Origin of the sequence: Sandarakinorhabdus limnophila DSM 17366, from assembly GCF_000420765.1 — a bacterium.
In the GTDB taxonomy this organism is placed as follows: Bacteria; Pseudomonadota; Alphaproteobacteria; order Sphingomonadales; family Sphingomonadaceae; genus Sandarakinorhabdus; species Sandarakinorhabdus limnophila.
In genome coordinates, this window is the sequence record NZ_ATVO01000005.1 from 351,892 (window position 1) to 369,267 (window position 17,376).

29 protein-coding genes are annotated in these 17,376 nt (G+C 63.3%); all 29 read right to left on the reverse strand.

Annotation, left to right across the window (positions count from 1 at the left end; translation table 11 throughout):
• Nucleotides 1–75: 75 nt before the first annotated feature.
• Nucleotides 76–1,071 carry a tryptophan--tRNA ligase gene (trpS, locus tag G566_RS0107220; protein ID WP_022680010.1) on the reverse strand — a complete coding sequence of 332 codons (996 nt, stop codon included), beginning with the start codon at nt 1,069–1,071 and terminating at the stop codon, nt 76–78.
• A complete protein-coding gene (murJ, locus tag G566_RS0107225) occupies nt 1,068–2,633 on the reverse strand; it encodes a murein biosynthesis integral membrane protein MurJ (protein WP_022680011.1) in 1,566 nt (521 codons plus the stop codon). The genes trpS and murJ overlap by 4 nt, the downstream gene beginning before the upstream one ends.
• Before the next feature lie 106 nt (nt 2,634–2,739).
• Nucleotides 2,740–3,219 (reverse strand): protein-export chaperone SecB, encoded by a 480-nt coding sequence (gene secB, locus G566_RS0107230; protein ID WP_022680012.1) that lies wholly within the window; start codon nt 3,217–3,219, stop codon nt 2,740–2,742.
• A 24-nt stretch (nt 3,220–3,243) separates the two neighbouring features.
• Nucleotides 3,244–3,657 (reverse strand): 50S ribosomal protein L17, encoded by a 414-nt coding sequence (gene rplQ / locus G566_RS0107235; RefSeq protein WP_022680013.1) that lies wholly within the window; start codon nt 3,655–3,657, stop codon nt 3,244–3,246.
• Nucleotides 3,658–3,782: 125 nt separating this feature from the next.
• Entirely contained in the window at nt 3,783–4,832 is a 1,050-nt protein-coding gene (locus G566_RS0107240; protein ID WP_022680014.1) for a DNA-directed RNA polymerase subunit alpha, read from the reverse strand.
• 122 nt (nt 4,833–4,954) lie between these two features.
• Nucleotides 4,955–5,344, reverse strand: a complete 390-nt coding sequence (gene rpsK / locus G566_RS0107245; RefSeq protein WP_022680015.1) for a 30S ribosomal protein S11 — start codon at nt 5,342–5,344, stop codon at nt 4,955–4,957.
• Between the two features lie 51 nt (nt 5,345–5,395).
• A complete protein-coding gene (gene rpsM / locus G566_RS0107250) occupies nt 5,396–5,764 on the reverse strand; it encodes a 30S ribosomal protein S13 (protein ID WP_029131381.1) in 369 nt (122 codons plus the stop codon).
• Between the two features lie 165 nt (nt 5,765–5,929).
• The gene (locus G566_RS0107255) at nt 5,930–6,577 is read right to left on the reverse strand and encodes an adenylate kinase (protein ID WP_022680017.1); all 648 of its coding nucleotides are present in this window, start codon (nt 6,575–6,577) and stop codon (nt 5,930–5,932) included.
• Nucleotides 6,574–7,926, reverse strand: coding sequence for a preprotein translocase subunit SecY (gene secY, locus G566_RS0107260; protein ID WP_022680018.1), 1,353 nt, complete (start codon nt 7,924–7,926; stop codon nt 6,574–6,576). Before secY ends, G566_RS0107255 begins: the two co-directional genes overlap by 4 nt.
• Nucleotides 7,927–8,036: 110 nt before the next feature.
• Nucleotides 8,037–8,588 carry a 50S ribosomal protein L15 gene (gene rplO / locus G566_RS0107265; RefSeq protein WP_029131382.1) on the reverse strand — a complete coding sequence of 184 codons (552 nt, stop codon included), beginning with the start codon at nt 8,586–8,588 and terminating at the stop codon, nt 8,037–8,039.
• A gap of 119 nt (nt 8,589–8,707) precedes the next feature.
• The gene (rpmD, locus tag G566_RS0107270) at nt 8,708–8,890 is read right to left on the reverse strand and encodes a 50S ribosomal protein L30 (protein WP_026090625.1); all 183 of its coding nucleotides are present in this window, start codon (nt 8,888–8,890) and stop codon (nt 8,708–8,710) included.
• Between the two features lie 11 nt (nt 8,891–8,901).
• The gene (gene rpsE, locus G566_RS0107275) at nt 8,902–9,615 is read right to left on the reverse strand and encodes a 30S ribosomal protein S5 (protein WP_022680020.1); all 714 of its coding nucleotides are present in this window, start codon (nt 9,613–9,615) and stop codon (nt 8,902–8,904) included.
• Nucleotide 9,616: 1 nt separating this feature from the next.
• Nucleotides 9,617–9,970 carry a 50S ribosomal protein L18 gene (gene rplR, locus G566_RS0107280; protein ID WP_029131383.1) on the reverse strand — a complete coding sequence of 118 codons (354 nt, stop codon included), beginning with the start codon at nt 9,968–9,970 and terminating at the stop codon, nt 9,617–9,619.
• Nucleotides 9,967–10,500 (reverse strand): 50S ribosomal protein L6, encoded by a 534-nt coding sequence (rplF, locus tag G566_RS0107285; protein ID WP_022680022.1) that lies wholly within the window; start codon nt 10,498–10,500, stop codon nt 9,967–9,969. Before rplF ends, rplR begins: the two co-directional genes overlap by 4 nt.
• A 2-nt stretch (nt 10,501–10,502) precedes the next feature.
• Complete coding sequence (rpsH, locus tag G566_RS0107290; protein ID WP_029131384.1) at nt 10,503–10,898, reverse strand: 30S ribosomal protein S8; 396 nt, start codon at nt 10,896–10,898, stop codon at nt 10,503–10,505.
• 10 nt (nt 10,899–10,908) lie between these two features.
• Nucleotides 10,909–11,214, reverse strand: a complete 306-nt coding sequence (gene rpsN, locus G566_RS0107295; protein ID WP_022680024.1) for a 30S ribosomal protein S14 — start codon at nt 11,212–11,214, stop codon at nt 10,909–10,911.
• Nucleotides 11,215–11,217: 3 nt separating this feature from the next.
• The gene (gene rplE / locus G566_RS0107300) at nt 11,218–11,796 is read right to left on the reverse strand and encodes a 50S ribosomal protein L5 (protein WP_022680025.1); all 579 of its coding nucleotides are present in this window, start codon (nt 11,794–11,796) and stop codon (nt 11,218–11,220) included.
• Nucleotides 11,789–12,109: a 50S ribosomal protein L24 gene (gene rplX, locus G566_RS0107305; protein WP_022680026.1), complete on the reverse strand. Its 321-nt coding sequence runs from the start codon at nt 12,107–12,109 to the stop codon at nt 11,789–11,791. Before rplX ends, rplE begins: the two co-directional genes overlap by 8 nt.
• Nucleotides 12,109–12,477, reverse strand: coding sequence for a 50S ribosomal protein L14 (rplN, locus tag G566_RS0107310; RefSeq protein ID WP_017666969.1), 369 nt, complete (start codon nt 12,475–12,477; stop codon nt 12,109–12,111). Before rplN ends, rplX begins: the two co-directional genes overlap by 1 nt.
• A 72-nt stretch (nt 12,478–12,549) precedes the next feature.
• On the reverse strand, nt 12,550–12,786 hold the full coding sequence (gene rpsQ, locus G566_RS0107315; protein WP_017666968.1) for a 30S ribosomal protein S17: 237 nt from the start codon (nt 12,784–12,786) through the stop codon (nt 12,550–12,552).
• Nucleotides 12,787–12,789: 3 nt separating this feature from the next.
• Nucleotides 12,790–13,005 carry a 50S ribosomal protein L29 gene (gene rpmC / locus G566_RS0107320; RefSeq protein ID WP_022680027.1) on the reverse strand — a complete coding sequence of 72 codons (216 nt, stop codon included), beginning with the start codon at nt 13,003–13,005 and terminating at the stop codon, nt 12,790–12,792.
• A gap of 5 nt (nt 13,006–13,010) precedes the next feature.
• Nucleotides 13,011–13,439 carry a 50S ribosomal protein L16 gene (rplP, locus tag G566_RS0107325; RefSeq protein WP_022680028.1) on the reverse strand — a complete coding sequence of 143 codons (429 nt, stop codon included), beginning with the start codon at nt 13,437–13,439 and terminating at the stop codon, nt 13,011–13,013.
• Nucleotides 13,440–13,452: 13 nt separating this feature from the next.
• Entirely contained in the window at nt 13,453–14,148 is a 696-nt protein-coding gene (gene rpsC / locus G566_RS0107330; RefSeq protein ID WP_022680029.1) for a 30S ribosomal protein S3, read from the reverse strand.
• Nucleotides 14,148–14,534: a 50S ribosomal protein L22 gene (gene rplV / locus G566_RS0107335; RefSeq protein WP_022680030.1), complete on the reverse strand. Its 387-nt coding sequence runs from the start codon at nt 14,532–14,534 to the stop codon at nt 14,148–14,150. The genes rpsC and rplV overlap by 1 nt, the downstream gene beginning before the upstream one ends.
• Entirely contained in the window at nt 14,534–14,809 is a 276-nt protein-coding gene (gene rpsS, locus G566_RS0107340) for a 30S ribosomal protein S19 (RefSeq protein WP_022680031.1), read from the reverse strand. Before rpsS ends, rplV begins: the two co-directional genes overlap by 1 nt.
• A 6-nt stretch (nt 14,810–14,815) precedes the next feature.
• Nucleotides 14,816–15,658: a 50S ribosomal protein L2 gene (gene rplB / locus G566_RS0107345; RefSeq protein WP_022680032.1), complete on the reverse strand. Its 843-nt coding sequence runs from the start codon at nt 15,656–15,658 to the stop codon at nt 14,816–14,818.
• An 11-nt stretch (nt 15,659–15,669) separates the two neighbouring features.
• Nucleotides 15,670–15,969, reverse strand: coding sequence for a 50S ribosomal protein L23 (locus tag G566_RS0107350; protein ID WP_022680033.1), 300 nt, complete (start codon nt 15,967–15,969; stop codon nt 15,670–15,672).
• Nucleotides 15,962–16,585 (reverse strand): 50S ribosomal protein L4, encoded by a 624-nt coding sequence (gene rplD, locus G566_RS0107355; RefSeq protein WP_017666960.1) that lies wholly within the window; start codon nt 16,583–16,585, stop codon nt 15,962–15,964. Before rplD ends, G566_RS0107350 begins: the two co-directional genes overlap by 8 nt.
• Nucleotides 16,586–16,587: 2 nt before the next feature.
• Nucleotides 16,588–17,337: a 50S ribosomal protein L3 gene (gene rplC / locus G566_RS0107360; protein WP_022680034.1), complete on the reverse strand. Its 750-nt coding sequence runs from the start codon at nt 17,335–17,337 to the stop codon at nt 16,588–16,590.
• Nucleotides 17,338–17,376 lie beyond the last annotated feature (39 nt).

Sequence of the window (17,376 nt, forward strand, 5' to 3'; positions counted from 1 at the left end):
AGACGCGAGTATGCGCCAAGGCAACTGACTGGCGCATGAATGGCACCCTTCCGGGCCTCATGGCAACCACCGCAGTTACGATACGAACCCCACCGCGCGATGCACCTCGGCCAACACCGGCTCGGCAATGGCGCGCGCCCGCTCCGCCCCGCGGGCACAGATCGCCTCGATCGCCACGTCATCATCCTTCAGCGCGTTGAACCGCTCGGTGATCGGTGCGAGCTTGGCCACCATCACGTCGGCCAGGGCCGGCTTGAAGGCGCCGAAGCCCTTGCCGCCAAATTCGGCCAGCACTTGCGATACGCTGCGGTCGCTCAATGCCGCCATCAGGTTGACCAGGTTCGCCGCTTCGGGACGGCCCGCCAGACCGGCCGCTTCAGAGGGCAGCAGATCGGCGTCGGACTTGGCGCGCTTCACCTTGGCGGCGATGGTGTCGGCATCGTCGGTCAGGTTGATGCGGCTCTGGTCGCTGGGGTCGCTCTTCGACATCTTGGCGCTGCCGTCGCGCAGGCTCATCACGCGGGTCGCCGGGCCTTCGATCACCGGTTCGGGCAGCGGGAACAAATCGACGCCCATATCGGTGTTGAACTTGGCGGCAATGTCGCGGGCCAGTTCCAGATGCTGTTTCTGGTCCTCGCCCACCGGGACATGCGTGGCCTTGTACGCCAGGATGTCGGCGGCCTGCAGCACCGGGTAGGTGTAAAGGCCCACCGACGCGCCTTCGCGGTCCTTGCCGCTCTTTTCCTTGAACTGGGTCATGCGGTTGAGCCAGCCAACGCGCGCCGTGCACATCAGCACCCAGGCCAATTCGGCATGCACGCGCACCCGGCTTTGCGGGAACAATATGCAGCGTTCGGGATCGAGGCCGGCGGCGATCAGGGCCGCGACCATCTCGTGGATGCCGCGGCGCAGGGTGGCGGGATCCTGCGCCACGGTGATGGCGTGCAGATCAACGACGCTGAACACGCACTCCGATTCATCCTGCATGCGCACCCAGTTGCGGATGGCGCCCAGATAATTGCCCAGGTGCAAATTGCCGGTGGGCTGAATGCCCGAGAAAACCCGCTTCATGCTTTTTTCCGTTTCACTTGCGCAACAAGGCCCTTCACCGTGAACAGGCCCAGCAACCGCGCCCCCGCCAGATAGGCCAAGCCACCGCCGCCAATCAACAGGGCAAGCGCCACAGCTTCCATGGCAAAGCCGCGCGCCGCCAGTGGTGCCAGCAGCGGCATGGCGCCGAACAGCACCGCCACCATACCCAGCGTGGCCAGCACGAGGCGCGGCAGCAGCCGGCGCGCACGATCATCAAGGCTGAAATGCCCTCGCTTGCGCAGCACCCACCACAGCGCCAGCGCGTTCACCCAGGCCGAAATCGCCGTGCCCAGCGCGATGCCGACATGGCCGAGCGGCCACACCAGCGCCAGATTGGCCACCAGATTGACCAGCATCGCCGCAATCGCCACGCGCACCGGCGTGGTGGTATCGCTGCGGGCGTGAAAGCCGGGGGTGAGCACCTTGATCAGCACGTAAGCGGGAAGCCCCAAGGCAAAGCCCGACAGCGCGGCAGCCGTGGCCAGACTGTCGGCCGCAGTGAACTCGCCGTGCTGGAACAGCAGCGCCACGATGGGCTGGGCCGCCACCACCAGGCCAGCGGCGGCCGGCAGGGTGAGGATCAGCACCAGTTCCATGGCGCGGTTCTGCTGCGAAATGGCACCAGGCACATCATCGGCGCCGATCAGCCGCGACATGGTGGGCAACAGTGCAGTACCAACGCCGATGCCGATGATGCCCAGCGGCAACTGGTTGAGGCGATCGGCGAAATAGAGCCAGCTGACCGCGCCATCGCCCAGGAAGCGCGCGGCCAACGCCGTGGAGATGAGCAGATTGATCTGCACAGCGCCGGCACCAAAGGCAGCCGGGACGATCAGCTTCAACAGTGTCTTCACCTGCGGCGTGAGGCGGGGCGTGCGCAGCTTGAGGTTGATCCCGGCGCGGGCGCACCACCACAACAGCCAGACCAATTGCGCAATGCCGCCCAGCGTGACGCACAGCGCCTGCACGCGTGCGGCGGCCACATCATCGCCGCTGCCCGACCACAACAGGCCCGAAATCAGCACGATGTTGAGCAGGATGGGTGCGGCGGCATTGACCGCGAACCGCCCGACCGAATTGAGCAGGCCGCCGAGCAGCGAGGTGAGGCTGATCAGCATCAGATAGGGGAAGGTGAGCCGGGTGAAATCAACGGTGAGCGCGAATTTCTCGGGCGCCGCATCCGGGAAACCGCCGGTGAGCGCCCACACCACTGGCACCGCGCCCGCCACCATCACAACCGTGAACAGCAGCAGGAACGGCAGCAACACTGCCAGCACATCCTCGGCAAAGCGCTGCGCACCATCGATCCGGCCACCATCAGCGCCAACCTGGCGATTGAACATCGGCACGAAGGCCGAAGCAAAAGCGCCCTCGGCAAACAGCGCGCGGAACAGATTGGGCAGGCGCTGGGCGATCAGAAAGGCATCGGCAGCCATGCCGGCACCCATCAACGACGCCTGCAGCACATCGCGGGCAAAGCCACCGATGCGGGACAGGAGCGTGAGGCTGCCGATGGTGGCGGTGGCACGGACGAGATTCATTGCGCCACCGGATTAGGCAATGCCCCGGAAAGTGCAAGGCGACAGTGCCCCAAACGAAAACGGGCGACCCGAGGGCCGCCCGTTTCGTTGTGATTGTGATGTTCGCTTACGCGTTGCCGACCTGGCCCTGCTGGGACATGTACAGCGCGCCGAAATCGATCGGATCGAGCATCAGCGGCGGGAAGCCGCCGTCGCGCACGGCGTCCGCGATGATGCGGCGGGCGAACGGGAACAGGATCCGCGGGCCTTCGATGATGCAGAAGGGCTCGATGGCTTCTTCCGGCACATTCTTCAGGCCAAACAGGCCGGCATAGAGCAGCTCGACCATGAAGGCAGCGCCGGCATCGACTTCAGCCTTGGCGCTGATCTTCAGTTCGACTTCGTACACGTCATCGGCGGCCTTGCGGGCGTTCACACCCACATTGACGTCGATGCGCGGCTGGCTCTGCACCTGGAGGCTGCCCGGCGCGTTCGGATTCTCGAACGAGAGATCCTTCACATACTGGGTAATGATCGCCACCTGTGGCATCGGCTCATCGCCAAAGCCATTTTCGGGATTGGCGCCCAGATCGATTTCATCGGCCATGATGGCGATCCTTCCGGTTAAGGCTTATTCGTCGTCGCCGAAGGTTTCGACCGGGCCCGAATCCTGGCCCTTGGCATCCACGTCGCGATCAACGAACTCGATGATCGCCATCGCGGTGGCATCGGAGCGACGGAAGCCGGCCTTGACGACGCGGGTGTAACCACCCTGGCGGTCGGCATAGCGGGCGGCCAGAGTGTCGAACAGCTTGATGAGCTGGGTGTCGTCACCCAGGCGGGCGTCGGCGAGGCGGCGGTTGGACAGGCCGCCGGTCTTGGCCAGCGTCACGAGCTTTTCGACGTAGGGACGCAGTTCCTTGGCCTTGGGCAAGGTGGTCTTGATCTGCTCGTGCTTGATCAGGGCAGCAGCCATGTTGCGCAGCATCGCAATGCGATGGCTGCTGGTGCGGCTGAGTTTGCGATGGGCAACGCCGTGGCGCATGGGTCTTACTCCGTTCGTTCAGGGGCCGTGTGAGGTACCCCGGACCAGGCTGATGATGGGGTCAGCCAGTATCCCCTGCCTGTGCCAGCGGGCGCAGCCAATTGGCCACGCCCGCCAAACAGGACTTAGAATTCTTGTTCGAGCTTCTTGGCCATTTCCTCGATATTCTCGGGCGGCCAACCAGCGATTTCCATACCAAGGCGCAGACCCATCTGGGACAGCACTTCCTTGATCTCATTCAGCGACTTGCGGCCGAAGTTCGGGGTGCGAAGCATTTCGCTCTCCGTCTTCTGCACCAGATCACCGATGTAGATGATGTTGTCGTTCTTCAGGCAGTTGGCCGAACGCACCGACAGTTCCAACTCGTCCACCTTCTTGAGGAGGTAACGGTTGATGCTGGCGCTGTCGTCCACTTCCACAACGCCGGTGGCGGTGGTGCTGGCAACCGGAGCCGACGCAGTGGCGTCTTCGAAGTTCACAAACAGCTGGAGCTGGTCCTGCAGGATCTTGGCGCCATAGGCGAGCGCGTCTTCCGGCGACAGGCTGCCATCGGTTTCCACCGAGATCGTCAGCTTGTCATAGTCCAGTTCCTGGCCAACGCGGGTCGGATCGACCTTGTAGCTGACCTGGCGCACCGGCGAGTAGAGCGCATCAACCGGCACCAGGCCGATCGGCGCATCGGCCGGGCGGTTGGCGCTGGCCGGCACATAGCCCTTGCCGGTTTCCACCGTCAGTTCCATGTTCAGCGTCGCGCCCTCGTCCAGCGTGCAGATCACCAGATCCTTGTTCATCACTTCCATGTCGCCGGAAACGGCGATCTGGCCAGCGGTGACCGGCCCGGGGCCGGTGGCGTTCAGATAGACGCGCTTGGCGGTATCACCAGCCATGCGGATCGCCACCTGCTTGATGTTCAGCACGATGTCGGTCACGTCTTCACGCACGCCAGCCAGGCTGGAGAATTCGTGCAGCACGCCATCGATCTTGATGGCAGTGACAGCCGCACCCTGCAGCGACGACAGCAGCACCCGGCGCAGGGCATTGCCCAGCGTCAGGCCAAAGCCACGCTCCAGGGGTTCAGCGACAAAGGCCGCCTTCTGCTTGGCGTCACCGCCGGGGCGCTGCTCCAGGCGGTTGGGCTTCTTGAGTTCGGTCCAGTTCTTGGCGATGACTGCCACGGGGTTTCCCTTGGTCTGGAGTGTGGGGGTCTCGGGAGAAGCGGATCGTCACCCGCCGGTCCCGTTGGACCCTGGATAGGAAACGCTGGGCGCCGCAACGGAGCCCGGCGCCAGGCAAACGGTCAGACGCGGCGGCGCTTGGGGGAGCGCACGCCGTTGTGCGGGATCGGCGTCACATCGCGGATTGCGGTGATGACGAAACCCACGGCCTGCAGGGCACGCAGCGCCGATTCACGGCCCGAACCCGGGCCACGCACTTCGACTTCGAGCGTGCGCACACCATGTTCGGCGGCCTTCTTGCCGGCGTCTTCGGCAGCCATCTGCGCCGCGAACGGCGTTGATTTGCGGCTACCCTTGAAACCACAGGTGCCAGCCGACGACCAGGCAATCGCATTGCCCTGCGCGTCGGTGATGGTGATCATGGTGTTGTTGAAGCTGGCGTTGACATGGGCAACACCGCTGGTGATGTTCTTGCGCTCCCTGCGCTTGATGCGAGCAACTTCGCGAGCCATTTGATTAATCCTTGCCTGATGAGAAGAAGATGATGAGCGGCGCGAACGCGCTTACTTCTTCTTGCCGGCGATCGGCTTGGCCTTGCCCTTGCGGGTGCGGGCGTTGGTGTGGGTGCGCTGGCCGCGGACCGGCAGGCCCTTGCGGTGACGCAGGCCGCGATAGCAGGCCAGGTCCATCAGGCGCTTGATGTTCATCGCGTTCTGGCGACGAAGATCACCTTCCACGGTGAGTTCACGATCGATCTTTTCACGGATCAACAGGATCTCGGCGTCGGTCAGTTCCTGCACGCGGCGTTCCCGCGGGAAGCCGAGTTCATTCGCCAGACGGGTCGCAGTGGTGCGACCGATGCCGTGGATGTAGGTGAGCGCAATCTCAACGCGCTTGTTGGTCGGGATGTTCACACCCGCAATACGTGCCACAGTCGATTTCCTTTCATGCTCCACGGCGACCCTGGGCAGATGTCGCCATCTCAAAGCAATATGCCGACCGCCCAACGGGCCGCCGGTTTCTAAATCCGATCAAACGGAAGAGAGGCGGTTAGACGCGAGTCGCCGAAAAGTCAAGCTGCTGACAGGGCAGCGCCCTCAGGCATCGACAATCTTGTCGATGGAGGCGGCGACTGCATCCATATCGGCCATCCCGTCCACACGCGCAACAATACCGCGACCTTCATAATGCGGAATGATCGGCGCGGTCTTGGCGCGATATTCCATCATGCGCTGGCGCACAGTATCGGCATTGTCATCGGCGCGGCGCTTGAAGTTGCTGGCGCCACACACATCACACGTATCGGCAACCTTTGGCTGCTTGTAGCGGTCATGATAGCCTTCGCCGCAGCTGCCGCAGGTGAACCGGCCGGTGATGCGATCGACCAGCGCGTCTTCATCCACCACCAGTTCGATCACATGATCCAGCGCCAGGCCCTTTTCGGCCAGCATTGCATCGAGCGAATCCGCCTGCACATCGGTGCGCGGATAGCCATCCAGGATGAAGCCGGCGCGGGCATCGGGCTGGTCCAGCCTTTCGGACAGGATGCCCGACACGATCTCGTCAGAAACAAGACCGCCGGATTCCATCACCGCCTTGGCCGCAAGGCCCACCGGCGTGCTGGCCGCGACAGCGGCGCGCAGCATGTCGCCTGTGGAAAGTTGGACCATGCCGCGTTCCTTCACGAGGCGGCTGGCCTGGGTGCCCTTGCCCGCTCCCGGCGGGCCCAGCAGGATGAGATTCAACGACGATTCCCCCGAAGTTTGGACTTCTTGATGAGTCCCTCGTACTGATGCGCCAACAGATGGCTCTGGATCTGCGCAACCGTGTCCATTGTGACATTGACGACGATCAGAAGGCTAGTCCCCCCAAAGTAGAAGGGTACCTTCAGCTCGCTGATCAGGAATTCCGGCAACAGGCAGATCAGCGTGAGGTACGCCGCACCAATCACCGTCAGGCGGGTAAGCACGAAATCGAGATATTCCGAGGTCCGCGTGCCGGGGCGGATGCCGGGCACGAAACCGCCGTACTTCTTCAGGTTCTCGGCCGTCTCGTCCGGGTTGAACACCACGGCGGTGTAGAAGAAGCTGAAGAAGATGATGCCGGCGGCATAGAGGAACATGTAGAGCGGCGCGCCGTGCTGCAGCGCGGTCGTCACCGTCGTCATCCATTCCGGCATGGTGCCCTGCTGGCTGAAGAACTGCGCCACAGTGAGCGGCATCAGCAGCAGCGAGCTGGCAAAGATCGGCGGGATCACGCCCGCGGTATTGATCTTCAGCGGCAGGAAGCTGGAATCGCCCTGGAACATGCGACTGCCCATCTGGCGCTTGGGATACTGGATCAGGATCTTGCGCTGCGCGCGTTCCATCAGGCAGATGAAGGCGATGGTGCCCAGCGCCACCACGGCCACCAGCAGCACGAAGCCCGCCGACAGCGCGCCAGTGCGGCCCTGTTCGAACAGGGTGCCCAGCGCCGAGGGCAGCTGCGCCACGATGCCGGCCATGATGATCAGCGAAATGCCGTTGCCGATGCCACGGCTGGTGATCTGTTCACCCAGCCACATCAGGAACATGGTGCCGCCCAGCAGCGAGATCACCGTGGAAATGCGGAAGAACCAACCCGGATCGATCACGGCAGACACGCCCTGGCCGGCGCCCCAGCCTTCGAGGCCGACGGCGATGCCATAGCCCTGAACGATGGTGAGGAACACGGTGCCATAGCGCGTGTACTGGTTCAGCGTCTTGCGGCCGGCCTCGCCTTCCTTCTTCAGCGCCATGAAGCTGGGAACGAGGCTGGTGAGCAGCTGCACCACGATCGAAGCGGTGATGTAAGGGGTGACGCCCAGCGCGATCAGGCTCATGCGTTCCAGCGCGCCGCCGGAGAACATGTTGAAGAAATCCAGCACGCCGCCGCGAGTCTGTTCGAACAGGCTGGACAGCGCCAGCGGATCGATGCCGGGCAGCGGCACGAACGAGATGAGACGGAACACCACCAGCGCGCCGAGCGTGAACCAGATGCGGCTCTTCAGCTCGGTGGCCTTGGAGAAGTTGGCGAACGACAGGTTCGAAGCCATTTGTTCGGCGGCAGACGCCATGGATATCCTACCCGATCAAGCGTGTCTGAAACGGCAAAGCGCCGCATGTCCGTCCCATGTAGGCGACACGCGGCGCAATTGCCATGGGGTCGTTTGACCCGGTTGCTTCTTTACTTGGCGGCCAGCGCGGCAGCCTTAGCAGCGCGCGCAACAGCGCGGGCGGCCTTCTGCTCGTCCTTGGTCAGCGGCGCCGGGGCCGGGGCCGGCAGTTCGATCGAGCCGCCAGCGGCTTCCACCGCCGCCTTGGCCGAGGCCGAGGCACCCGCGAGCTTGAGCGACACCTTGGCGGTGAGCGCACCCACGCCGAGCAGGCGCACGCCATCGCGCGCCGTGGTCAGCACCTTGGCGGCAACCAGCACATCGGCGTCGATCAGCGTCTTGGCGTCCAGCTTGCCGGCATCGATGGCAGCCTGCAGCGTGCCGAGGTTCAGCACGGCATAATCCTTGCGGAAGATGTTGTTGAAGCCGCGCTTCGGGATGCGCATGTGCAGCGGCATCTGGCCGCCTTCGAAGCCGTTGATCGACACGCCCGAACGGCTGGTCTGGCCCTTCTGGCCGCGACCGCCGGTCTTGCCGACACCGGAGCCGATGCCGCGACCGACGCGCACGCGCTTCTTGCGGGCACCGGGATTGTCGTGAAGGTCGTTGAGCTTGGTGGTCATGAGTTGCACTCGCTTTCGCTTACGCGCTGGATGTTGGTCTTGAAACGGCTGGGCACCCCAGGTTGAACCTGCGGTGCCCGGCGCTTGTTTTGGCTCCCGGCCGGAGCCGAGAAAAGGGGTCAGGCGACCTCTTCAACCTTGAGAAGATGCGCCACCTTCTTGATCATGCCCCGGATTTCCGGCGTATCGACATGCTCGCGGCTGCGGTTCATCTTGTTGAGGCCGAGGCCAATCAGGTTCTTTTCCTGGATCGGCGTGCGGCGGATCGGCGAACCGATCTGGGTGACTTTGACTTTGGCCATCATGCCTCTCCTCAGGCCACCGCTTCGGCGTCGGCTTCAGCCAGCTTGGCAGAAGTGTCACCGCGGCGCGACAGCAGATCCACAACCTTCTTGCCGCGACGCTGGGCGACGCTCTTCGGGCTGACCTGGCCAACCAGGGCTGCGAAGGTGGCACGGATCATGTTGTAGGGGTTGTTGGTGCCCACCGATTTGGTGACCACGTCGGCAACGCCCAGCGATTCGAAAACGGCGCGCATCGGACCACCGGCGATGATGCCGGTACCCTGCGTGGCGGACCGCACATAGACCTTGCCGGCGCCGAAATGGCCGAAGCCATCATGGTGCAGGGTGCGGCCATCGCGCAGCGGCACACGCACCATCGCCTTCTTGGCGGCGGCCGTGGCCTTGGCAATGGCTTCCGGCACTTCGCGGGCCTTGCCATGGCCGAAGCCGACGCGGCCCTTGCCGTCACCCACCACAACCAGCGCTGCAAAGCCGAAGCGCTTGCCGCCCTTCACCGTCTTGGAGACGCGGTTGATGTGGACGAGCTTTTCGATCAGCTCTTCGCCAGCCGGTTCGCCGCTGTTGTCACGGCCACGCTTGTTGCGGTCACCGTCACGACGGTTGCCGCCGGGGCCACCACGGCGATCGCCGCCACCGGGACCACCGCGGCCGCCACGAGGACCGCGAGCGCGGCCTTCGGCTTCCGGCGCAGCGGCGCCGGTCACTTCGATTTCATCGCTCATCTCAGAACTCCAACCCGCCTTCGCGGGCCCCCTCGGCCAGCGCCTTCACGCGGCCATGGAAGAGAAAACCGCCACGGTCGAACACAACAGCCGAAACACCGGCCGCCTTGGCCCGCTCGGCAAGGCGCTTGCCAACGGCAGCAGCGGCACCGGTGGTGGCACCAGTGGTCCCACGCACGTCCTTCTCCAAGGTGGAGGCGGCCGCCAGCGTGACACCATTGGTGTCGTCGATGATCTGCGCATAGATATGTTGCGACGAACGATGCACCGACAGGCGCGGGCGACCGCCGCTGTTGCGGGCGATGGCCGTACGCACGCGGCGACGACGCTGGTCGAAATGGGTAAGCCTGCTCATTTCTTCTTCCCTTCCTTCCGGAAGATGACTTCGCCGCGGTACTTGATGCCCTTGCCCTTGTAAGGCTCGGGCTTGCGCCAGCGGCGGATCTCGGCGGCCACCTGGCCAACTCGCTGCTTGTCGGAACCAGTGATTTCCACCGTCGTCGGATCAGGCGTCTTAATGGTTATACCGTCGGGGATGGCAAAATCCACGTCGTGGCTGTAGCCGAGCTGCAGCTTCAGGTTGGCGCCCTGCACCGAGGCACGATAGCCCACGCCGGTGATCAGAAGCACTTTGGTGAAGCCATCGGACACGCCGGTGACGAGATTGCTGACCAACGTGCGCTGCATGCCCCAGAAGGAGCGGGCCCGCTTGGTGTCAGACGCGGGGAGAACCGCGATCTCGGCAGCTTCGATGGTGTAGCTGATGTCATCCACCAGCGGCATGGACAGTTCACCCTTGGGCCCTTTGACCACAAGAATGCGGTCATTGATGGTGGCGGTGACGCCGGCCGGAATGGCAACTGCTTTTTTACCGATGCGCGACATGGTCAGAACACCTGGCAGAGGATTTCGCCGCCGACATTCTTTTCGCGCGCTTCCGCGTCGGAAAGAACACCCTGAGGCGTCGAAACAATGGTGATACCCAGGCCGTTGCGAACGCGCGGCAGATCGGTGGAGCCGCTGTAAACGCGGCGGCCGGGCTTGGACACGCGGGCAAGGTGCTGGATGGCGGGACGACCTTCGAAATACTTCAGGTCGATCCGCAGGTTCTGGTGGGGGCCATCAAGCACCGGGACATAGCCACGGATATAGCCTTCGCGCTGCAGAACATCCAGCACGCGGGCGCGCAGCCTGGAAGCGGGGGTGACGATCGAATCCTTGCGGGCCTGTTGGCCGTTCCGGATCCGGGTGAGCATATCGCCCAAGGGGTCAGACATTGACATCGGGCTATCCTTACCAGCTCGACTTGGTCACACCGGGGATCAGGCCCTTGTTGGCCAGTTCCCGCAGCATGATGCGCGAAAGTTTGAACTTGCGGTAATAGGCACGCGGACGGCCGGTCAGTTCGCAGCGGTTGCGCACCCGGGTCGGGTTCGCATTGCGCGGCAGTTCGGCCATCTTCAGGCGGGCCATCAGACGCTCCTCATCGGAACGGCTTTCATCATTGGCGATCGCCTTGAGCACGGCATATTTGCCGGCGTACTTCACCACCAGCGCCTTGCGGCGCTCGTTCTTGTTGATCATCGAAAGCTTCGCCATGGTTCAGGCCGCCTTCTGTTCGAGGGTGTAGCCAACGAACGGGAAGCCGAACAGCGCCAGGAGCGCGCGGGCTTCTTCGTCGGTCTTGGCCGTGGTGGCCACGATGATGTCCATGCCGCGGATCTGATCGACCCGGTCATAGTTGATTTCCGGGAAGATCAGTTGTTCCTTGATACCGCAGGCATAATTGCCGCGACCATCAAAGGACTTGGCCGAGAGACCACGGAAATCGCGAACGCGCGGCAGCGCGATCGTGACGAAGCGGTCAAGGAATTCATACATGCGCTCGCGGCGCAGCGTGACCTTGCAGCCGATCGGCATGCCTTCACGCAGCTTGAACTGCGCGACCGACTTCTTGGCCTTGCAGATCACCGGCTTCTGGCCAGCGATCAAGGCCATTTCACCGGCAGCCTGATCGACCTTCTTCTTGTCCTGGGTTGCATCGCCGACGCCCATGTTGAGCACGATCTTGTCGATCTTCGGCACTTCCATCATGTTCTTGTAGCCGAACATTTCCACCATCTTCGGGCGGATCGTTTCAGCATACAGAACCTGCATGCGGGGGTTGAGCTTCTCAGCCATTGATCACGGCTCCCGACTTCTTGGCGACGCGCACCTTTTTGCCATCCACCACGGCAAAACCGACGCGGGTCGGTTGGCCAGTGGTCGGATCTTTCAGCGCCACCTTCGAAACCGCCATCGGCGCTTCAACGCGCTCGATGCCGCCTTCTGGTTTGGACTGGTTCGGCTTGTTGTGACGGGTGATCAGATTCACACCGGCCACCACCACCTTGCCGTCACGCGGCAGGTTGCGGGTCACGGTGCCTTCCTTGCCCTTGTCCTTGCCGGACAGGACGATCACGGTGTCACCCTTCTTGATCTTCGCAGCGCTCATTACAGCACCTCGGGGGCAAGGCTGATGATCTTCATGTGACCCGTGGCGCGCAGTTCACGCACCACTGGCCCGAAGATACGGGTACCGATCGGCTCTTCATTCTTGTTGATCAGCACGGCAGCATTGCTGTCGAAACGGATCACCGAGCCGTCGGGACGACGGATATCCTTGGCGGTGCGCACCACAACAGCGCGGTGCACATCACCCTTCTTCACCTTGCCCTTGGGCTGCGCTTCCTTCACCGACACCACGATGATGTCGCCGACGCCGGCAAACCGACGCTTGGAGCCGCCCAGGACCTTGATGCACATCACCCTCTTGGCGCCACTGTTGTCCGCCACGTCGAGGTTCGTCTGCATCTGGATCATGCGTTCGATCCTTCCATTATGTCTGCCGATTCCGACCGGCAGACGGCTTCAATAACCACTCGAAACGCCGGCTCAGCCGACCTTTTCGAGCACTTTCCACGTTTTCAGCTTGGACAACGGGGCGCACTCTTCGATGCGCACCGTGTCGCCAGCCTTGATCACATTGCCCTCGTCGTGGGCGTGATACTTCTTCGAGCGACGGATGATCTTGCCGTAGACCGGGTGAGCGACCTTGCGCTCCACCAGCACGACCACCGTCTTGTCGCCCTTGTCGGACACCACGGTGCCCTGCAATACGCGCTTCGGCATGTCTTATGCTCCCAGCTGCTGGACGGCCTTGCGGGCCGATTGCAGCGTCTTGATGCGAGCAATGGTGCGGCGCACGACGCGCACCCGGCCCGGCTTTTCCAGCTGGCCGGTGGCCGCCTGGAACCGCAGGTTGAACTGCTCGCGCTTCAGCTCGGAAAGCTGGTTGGCGAGTTGATCGTCGGTCGCAACCTTCAGATCAGCGAAAATCTTGTCGGCCATGGGTCTCAGTCCTGTGTGGTCGGTTCGCCGAGGCGGACCACCATCTTGGTCTTGATCGGCAGCTTGGCAGCGGCACGTTCGAAAGCGCCGGCGGCCACGTCGTAGGGCACGCCATCAAGTTCGAACATGATGCGGCCGGGCTTGACGCGGGCCACCCAATATTCCGGCGAACCCTTGCCCGAGCCCATGCGGACTTCGGCAGGCTTGGACGACACCGGCAGATCGGGGAAAATCCGGATCCACAAACGGCCCTGACGCTTCATGTGACGCGAGATCGCGCGGCGGGCCGCTTCGATCTGGCGGGCGGTGATCCGCTCCGGTTCCAAGGCCTTGAGGCCGAAGGCGCCGAAGTTCAGCGCCGAACCACCCTTGGCATCGCCATGGATACGGCCCTTGAACGCCTTGCGGAACTTGGTGCGCTTAGGTGACAGCATTTCTTTCTACTCCTCAGCGCGCCGGACGGACGCCAGAGGTCTGGGCTTCCATCATCAGGCGATCCTGGGCCATCGGGTCGTGGCCAAGAATTTCACCCTTGAAGATCCAGACCTTCACGCCGCACACGCCATAGGCAGTGTGGGCCTGATGTTCGGCGTAATCGACGTTGCCGCGCAGGGTGTGCAACGGCACACGGCCTTCACGATACCATTCGGTGCGGGCGATTTCAGCGCCACCCAGACGGCCGGAACAGGTGATCTTGATGCCTTCGGCACCCAGACGCAGCGCCGATTGCACGGCACGCTTCATGGCGCGGCGGAACGCGATGCGGCGTTCCAGCTGATCGCACACACCGGCGGCCACCAGCTTGGCGTCGATTTCCGGCTTGCGGATTTCAACGATGTTCAGGCTCACGTCGCTGCGGGTCATCTGGGCGATCTGCTTGCGCAGCTTCTCGATGTCCGCACCCTTCTTGCCGATGATCACGCCGGGGCGCGCAGCAAAGATGGACACGCGGCACAGCTTGGCCGGACGCTCGATCACCACCTTGGAGATGGCGGCCTGGCCGTGATGCTTGATGATGAACTCGCGGATGCGCAGATCTTCCAGCAGCAGGTTGCCATACTCGTCGCCCTTGGCGAACCAGCGGCTGTCCCAGGTGCGGTTGATCTGCAGGCGCAGACCGATGGGGGACGTCTTGTGACCCATTAGTTTGCTCCCTCTTCATCGGCTTCGCGCACGACAACGCGCAGGCGGCTGAACGGCTTGGTGATGGCGGAAGCACGACCACGCGCACGCGGCGTGAAACGCTTCATGGTGATCGCCTTGCCAACACTGGCTTCCTTCACGACCAGCGCGTCAACATCCAGGTTATGGTTGTTTTCGGCGTTGGCCACGGCAGAGGCGAGAACCTTGCGGACGTCCACGGCCATCGCCTTGCGGCTGAACAGCAGGATGTTGAGCGCGTCCGACGCCTTGCGGCCACGGATCAGGCCAGCAACCAGGTTCAGCTTGTACGCCGAACCGCGGATGGTGGTGGCAACGGCCAGCGCCTCACGGTCGCCAACCTTGCGGGGGGATTTGGGCTTGGACATCAGCGCTTGCCCTTCTTGTCGGCGGCGTGGCCGGGGAAGAAGCGCGTCGGCGCGAATTCACCCAGCTTCATGCCGACCATGTCTTCATTGACCATGACCGGGATGTGCTTCTTGCCATTGTAAACGCTGAAGGTGAGACCAACGAACTGCGGCAGGATGGTGGAACGGCGCGACCAGGTCTTGATCGGCGCACGCGCACCGGAGCCCTGTGCGGCTTCGGCCTTCTTCAGCAGCGAGAGATCCACAAAGGGACCCTTCCAGACGGAGCGGCTCATGCGCGCTTACCTCTTCTTCTTGGCGTGGCGCGAACGGATGATCATGTGATCCGTCGCCTTGTTCGAACGGGTCTTGGCACCCTTGGTCGGCTTGCCCCATGGGGTCACCGGGTGACGACCGCCCGAGGTGCGGCCTTCACCACCGCCGTGCGGGTGATCGACCGGGTTCTTGGCGACGCCGCGGGTGAGCGGACGATAGCCGAGCCAGCGGTTGCGGCCGGCCTTGCCCAGGTTCTGGTTGCTGTTGTCCGGGTTGGACACGGCACCAACGGTGGCCATGCACTCGGCACGGACATAACGCTGCTCGCCCGAGTTCAGGCGAACCATCACCATGCCCTTGTCGCGGCCGACAACCTGCACGAAGGTGCCGGCGGCGCGGGCCATCTGGCCGCCCTTGCCGGGCTTCAGCTCGACGTTGTGGACAATGGTGCCAACCGGCATCTGGCCGATTTCCATCGCATTGCCCGGCTTCACGTCGACCTTCTTGCCGGCGATCACGCTGTCACCAACGTTCAGGCGCTGCGGCGCGATGATGTAGGCAACGGTGCCGTCCTTGTCGGCATATTTCACCAGCGCGATGAAAGCCGAACGATTGGGGTCATACTCGATGCGTTCGACGGTCGCAGCGACGTCCCACATGCGGCGCTTGAAATCGACGATGCGATACAGGCGCTTGTGACCGCCACCAATGCCGCGCGCGGTGGCGTGGCCCTTGTTGTTGCGGCCGCCGGTCTTCTTCAGACCTTCGGTGAGCATCTTGACCGGGCGACCCTTGTGCAGGGACGAACGATCGATCAGCACCAGGCCGCGCTGGCCGGGGCTGGTCGGATTGAATTTCTTGAGTGCCATTGTCCCTGCCCTCAGATGCTGGTGGTCACGTCGATGCGATCGCCATCGGCAACCGTCACCACGGCCTTCTTCACATCAGACCGGCGATATTCCTGGCCACGCCAGCGCTTGGTCTTGCCCTTGGCCACCATGGTGTTCACGGCCAGCACCTTCACGCCGTACAGCGCTTCGATGGCAGCCTTGATCTGCGGCTTGGTGCTGTGCTTGGCGACCTGAAAGACGACCTGGTTGTATTCAGACACCAGGGTCGACTTTTCGGTGATCACCGGCTTCACGACCACGTCGTAATGCTTGATGTCGATGTTAGCCATTGACCCGGGCCTCCAGAGCCGAAACGGCAGCGCGGGTCAGGACCAGCGTGTCGTGCTTGAGAATGTCATAGACGTTGGCGCCGATGGCCGGCAGCACGTCGATGTGGGGCACGTTGGCCGAAGCGCGGGCAAAGCCCACATCAACCGCAGCGCCATCAATGAACAGGCCGGACGTGATGCCAAGCGCGCCCATCGAAGCCAGGAACGCCTTGGTCTTGGCTTCGCCAAGGTTCAGGTCTTCCACCACGATCAGCTTGCCTTCCTGGGCCTTCACGCTGAGCGCGGTGGCCAGGCCGAGACGGCGGATCTTCTTGTTCAGCGACGGATCGAAATCACGCACGCGCGGACCGTGGGCCTTACCGCCGCCGATGAACTGCGGCGCAGCGCGGTTGCCGTGACGGGCACGGCCGCCACCCTTCTGGTTGCCCAGCTTCTTGCCGGTGCGGGCGACTTCGCTGCGTTCACGCGCCTTGCGGGCGGTGCCGCGACGCTTTTCCAGCTGCCAGGTCACAACGCGGTGCAGGATGTCGAGGCGCGGTTCCTTGCCGAACACGGCGTCCGACAGTTCCAGCTCGCCGGCATCAGCCGCGGTCAGGGTCTTCACCTGAATCTTCATGATCAGGCCTCCGTGGTTTCGTCAGCAACGGCCGGTGCGGGATCAACCACATCCGCAGTCACGACGTTGGTGTTGGCAGCCACCTTGAGAGCGGCCGGGTACGGGGCGTCAGCGTTACGGGCAACCTTGACGGCGTCCTTGATGAGCAGCCAGCCGCCCTTCGAGCCGGGCACTGAGCCCATCACGAAGATCAGACCGCGCTCGACATCGGTCGACACGATTTCCAGGTTCTGCTGGGTGCGCTGCTTGGCGCCCATATGCCCGGCCATCTTCTTGCCCTTGAACACCTTGCCCGGATCCTGGCGCTGGCCAGTCGAACCGTGCGAACGGTGCGAGACCGAGACGCCGTGGGTGGCGCGCAGACCGCCGAAGTTCCAGCGCTTCATGACGCCGGCAAAGCCCTTGCCCTGGGTGATGCCGGTGACATCAACCATCTGGCCCGGGATGAAATGATCTGCAGAAATGGTGGCGCCGGGTTCCAGCACGGCATCTGCTGCCACGCGGAATTCCGCCACCTTGGCCTTGGGCTCCACTTCGGCCTTGCCGAAATGGCCGCGCTCCGGCTTCGTGGTGTTCTTGGCTTTCTTCGCGCCAGCGCCAAGCTGGACAGCGGTGTAGCCATCGGTCTCGTCGGTCTTCACCGCGATAACCTGGTTGTTCTCGAGGGCAAGAACGGTGACCGGAACATGCCGGCCGTCGTCGCGGAAAATCCGCGTCATCCCCATTTTCTTCGCGATCACGCCTGTGCGCATGATCTGCTCCTTTCATCAGAGGCCCCATCCGGTGTTCCC

Excerpts from the sequence above, each read along its gene's own strand:
- trpS (WP_022680010.1), bottom strand. The coding sequence starts at position 1,071 with ATGAAGCGGGTTTTCTCGGGCATTCAGCCCACCGGCAATTTGCACCTG.
- murJ (WP_022680011.1), bottom strand. The coding sequence starts at position 2,633 with ATGAATCTCGTCCGTGCCACCGCCACCATCGGCAGCCTCACGCTCCTG.
- secB (WP_022680012.1), bottom strand. The coding sequence starts at position 3,219 with ATGGCCGATGAAATCGATCTGGGCGCCAATCCCGAAAATGGCTTTGGC.
- rplQ (WP_022680013.1), bottom strand. The coding sequence starts at position 3,657 with ATGCGCCACGGCGTTGCCCATCGCAAACTCAGCCGCACCAGCAGCCAT.
- rpsK (WP_022680015.1), bottom strand. The coding sequence starts at position 5,344 with ATGGCTCGCGAAGTTGCTCGCATCAAGCGCAGGGAGCGCAAGAACATC.
- secY (WP_022680018.1), bottom strand. The coding sequence starts at position 7,926 with ATGGCGTCTGCCGCCGAACAAATGGCTTCGAACCTGTCGTTCGCCAAC.
- rplO (WP_029131382.1), bottom strand. The coding sequence starts at position 8,588 with ATGACCACCAAGCTCAACGACCTTCACGACAATCCCGGTGCCCGCAAG.
- rpmD (WP_026090625.1), bottom strand. The coding sequence starts at position 8,890 with ATGGCCAAAGTCAAAGTCACCCAGATCGGTTCGCCGATCCGCCGCACG.
- rpsE (WP_022680020.1), bottom strand. The coding sequence starts at position 9,615 with ATGAGCGATGAAATCGAAGTGACCGGCGCCGCTGCGCCGGAAGCCGAA.
- rplR (WP_029131383.1), bottom strand. The coding sequence starts at position 9,970 with ATGAGCAGGCTTACCCATTTCGACCAGCGTCGTCGCCGCGTGCGTACG.
- rplF (WP_022680022.1), bottom strand. The coding sequence starts at position 10,500 with ATGTCGCGCATCGGTAAAAAAGCAGTTGCCATTCCGGCCGGCGTCACC.
- rpsH (WP_029131384.1), bottom strand. The coding sequence starts at position 10,898 with ATGTCAATGTCTGACCCCTTGGGCGATATGCTCACCCGGATCCGGAAC.
- rpsN (WP_022680024.1), bottom strand. The coding sequence starts at position 11,214 with ATGGCGAAGCTTTCGATGATCAACAAGAACGAGCGCCGCAAGGCGCTG.
- rplE (WP_022680025.1), bottom strand. The coding sequence starts at position 11,796 with ATGGCTGAGAAGCTCAACCCCCGCATGCAGGTTCTGTATGCTGAAACG.
- rplX (WP_022680026.1), bottom strand. The coding sequence starts at position 12,109 with ATGAGCGCTGCGAAGATCAAGAAGGGTGACACCGTGATCGTCCTGTCC.
- rplN (WP_017666969.1), bottom strand. The coding sequence starts at position 12,477 with ATGATCCAGATGCAGACGAACCTCGACGTGGCGGACAACAGTGGCGCC.
- rpsQ (WP_017666968.1), bottom strand. The coding sequence starts at position 12,786 with ATGCCGAAGCGCGTATTGCAGGGCACCGTGGTGTCCGACAAGGGCGAC.
- rpmC (WP_022680027.1), bottom strand. The coding sequence starts at position 13,005 with ATGGCCGACAAGATTTTCGCTGATCTGAAGGTTGCGACCGACGATCAA.
- rplP (WP_022680028.1), bottom strand. The coding sequence starts at position 13,439 with ATGCTGTCACCTAAGCGCACCAAGTTCCGCAAGGCGTTCAAGGGCCGT.
- rpsC (WP_022680029.1), bottom strand. The coding sequence starts at position 14,148 with ATGGGTCACAAGACGTCCCCCATCGGTCTGCGCCTGCAGATCAACCGC.
- rplV (WP_022680030.1), bottom strand. The coding sequence starts at position 14,534 with ATGTCCAAGCCCAAATCCCCCCGCAAGGTTGGCGACCGTGAGGCGCTG.
- rpsS (WP_022680031.1), bottom strand. The coding sequence starts at position 14,809 with ATGAGCCGCTCCGTCTGGAAGGGTCCCTTTGTGGATCTCTCGCTGCTG.
- rplB (WP_022680032.1), bottom strand. The coding sequence starts at position 15,658 with ATGGCACTCAAGAAATTCAATCCGACCAGCCCCGGCCAGCGCGGCCTG.
- G566_RS0107350 (WP_022680033.1), bottom strand. The coding sequence starts at position 15,969 with ATGGCTAACATCGACATCAAGCATTACGACGTGGTCGTGAAGCCGGTG.
- rplD (WP_017666960.1), bottom strand. The coding sequence starts at position 16,585 with ATGAAGATTCAGGTGAAGACCCTGACCGCGGCTGATGCCGGCGAGCTG.
- rplC (WP_022680034.1), bottom strand. The coding sequence starts at position 17,337 with ATGCGCACAGGCGTGATCGCGAAGAAAATGGGGATGACGCGGATTTTC.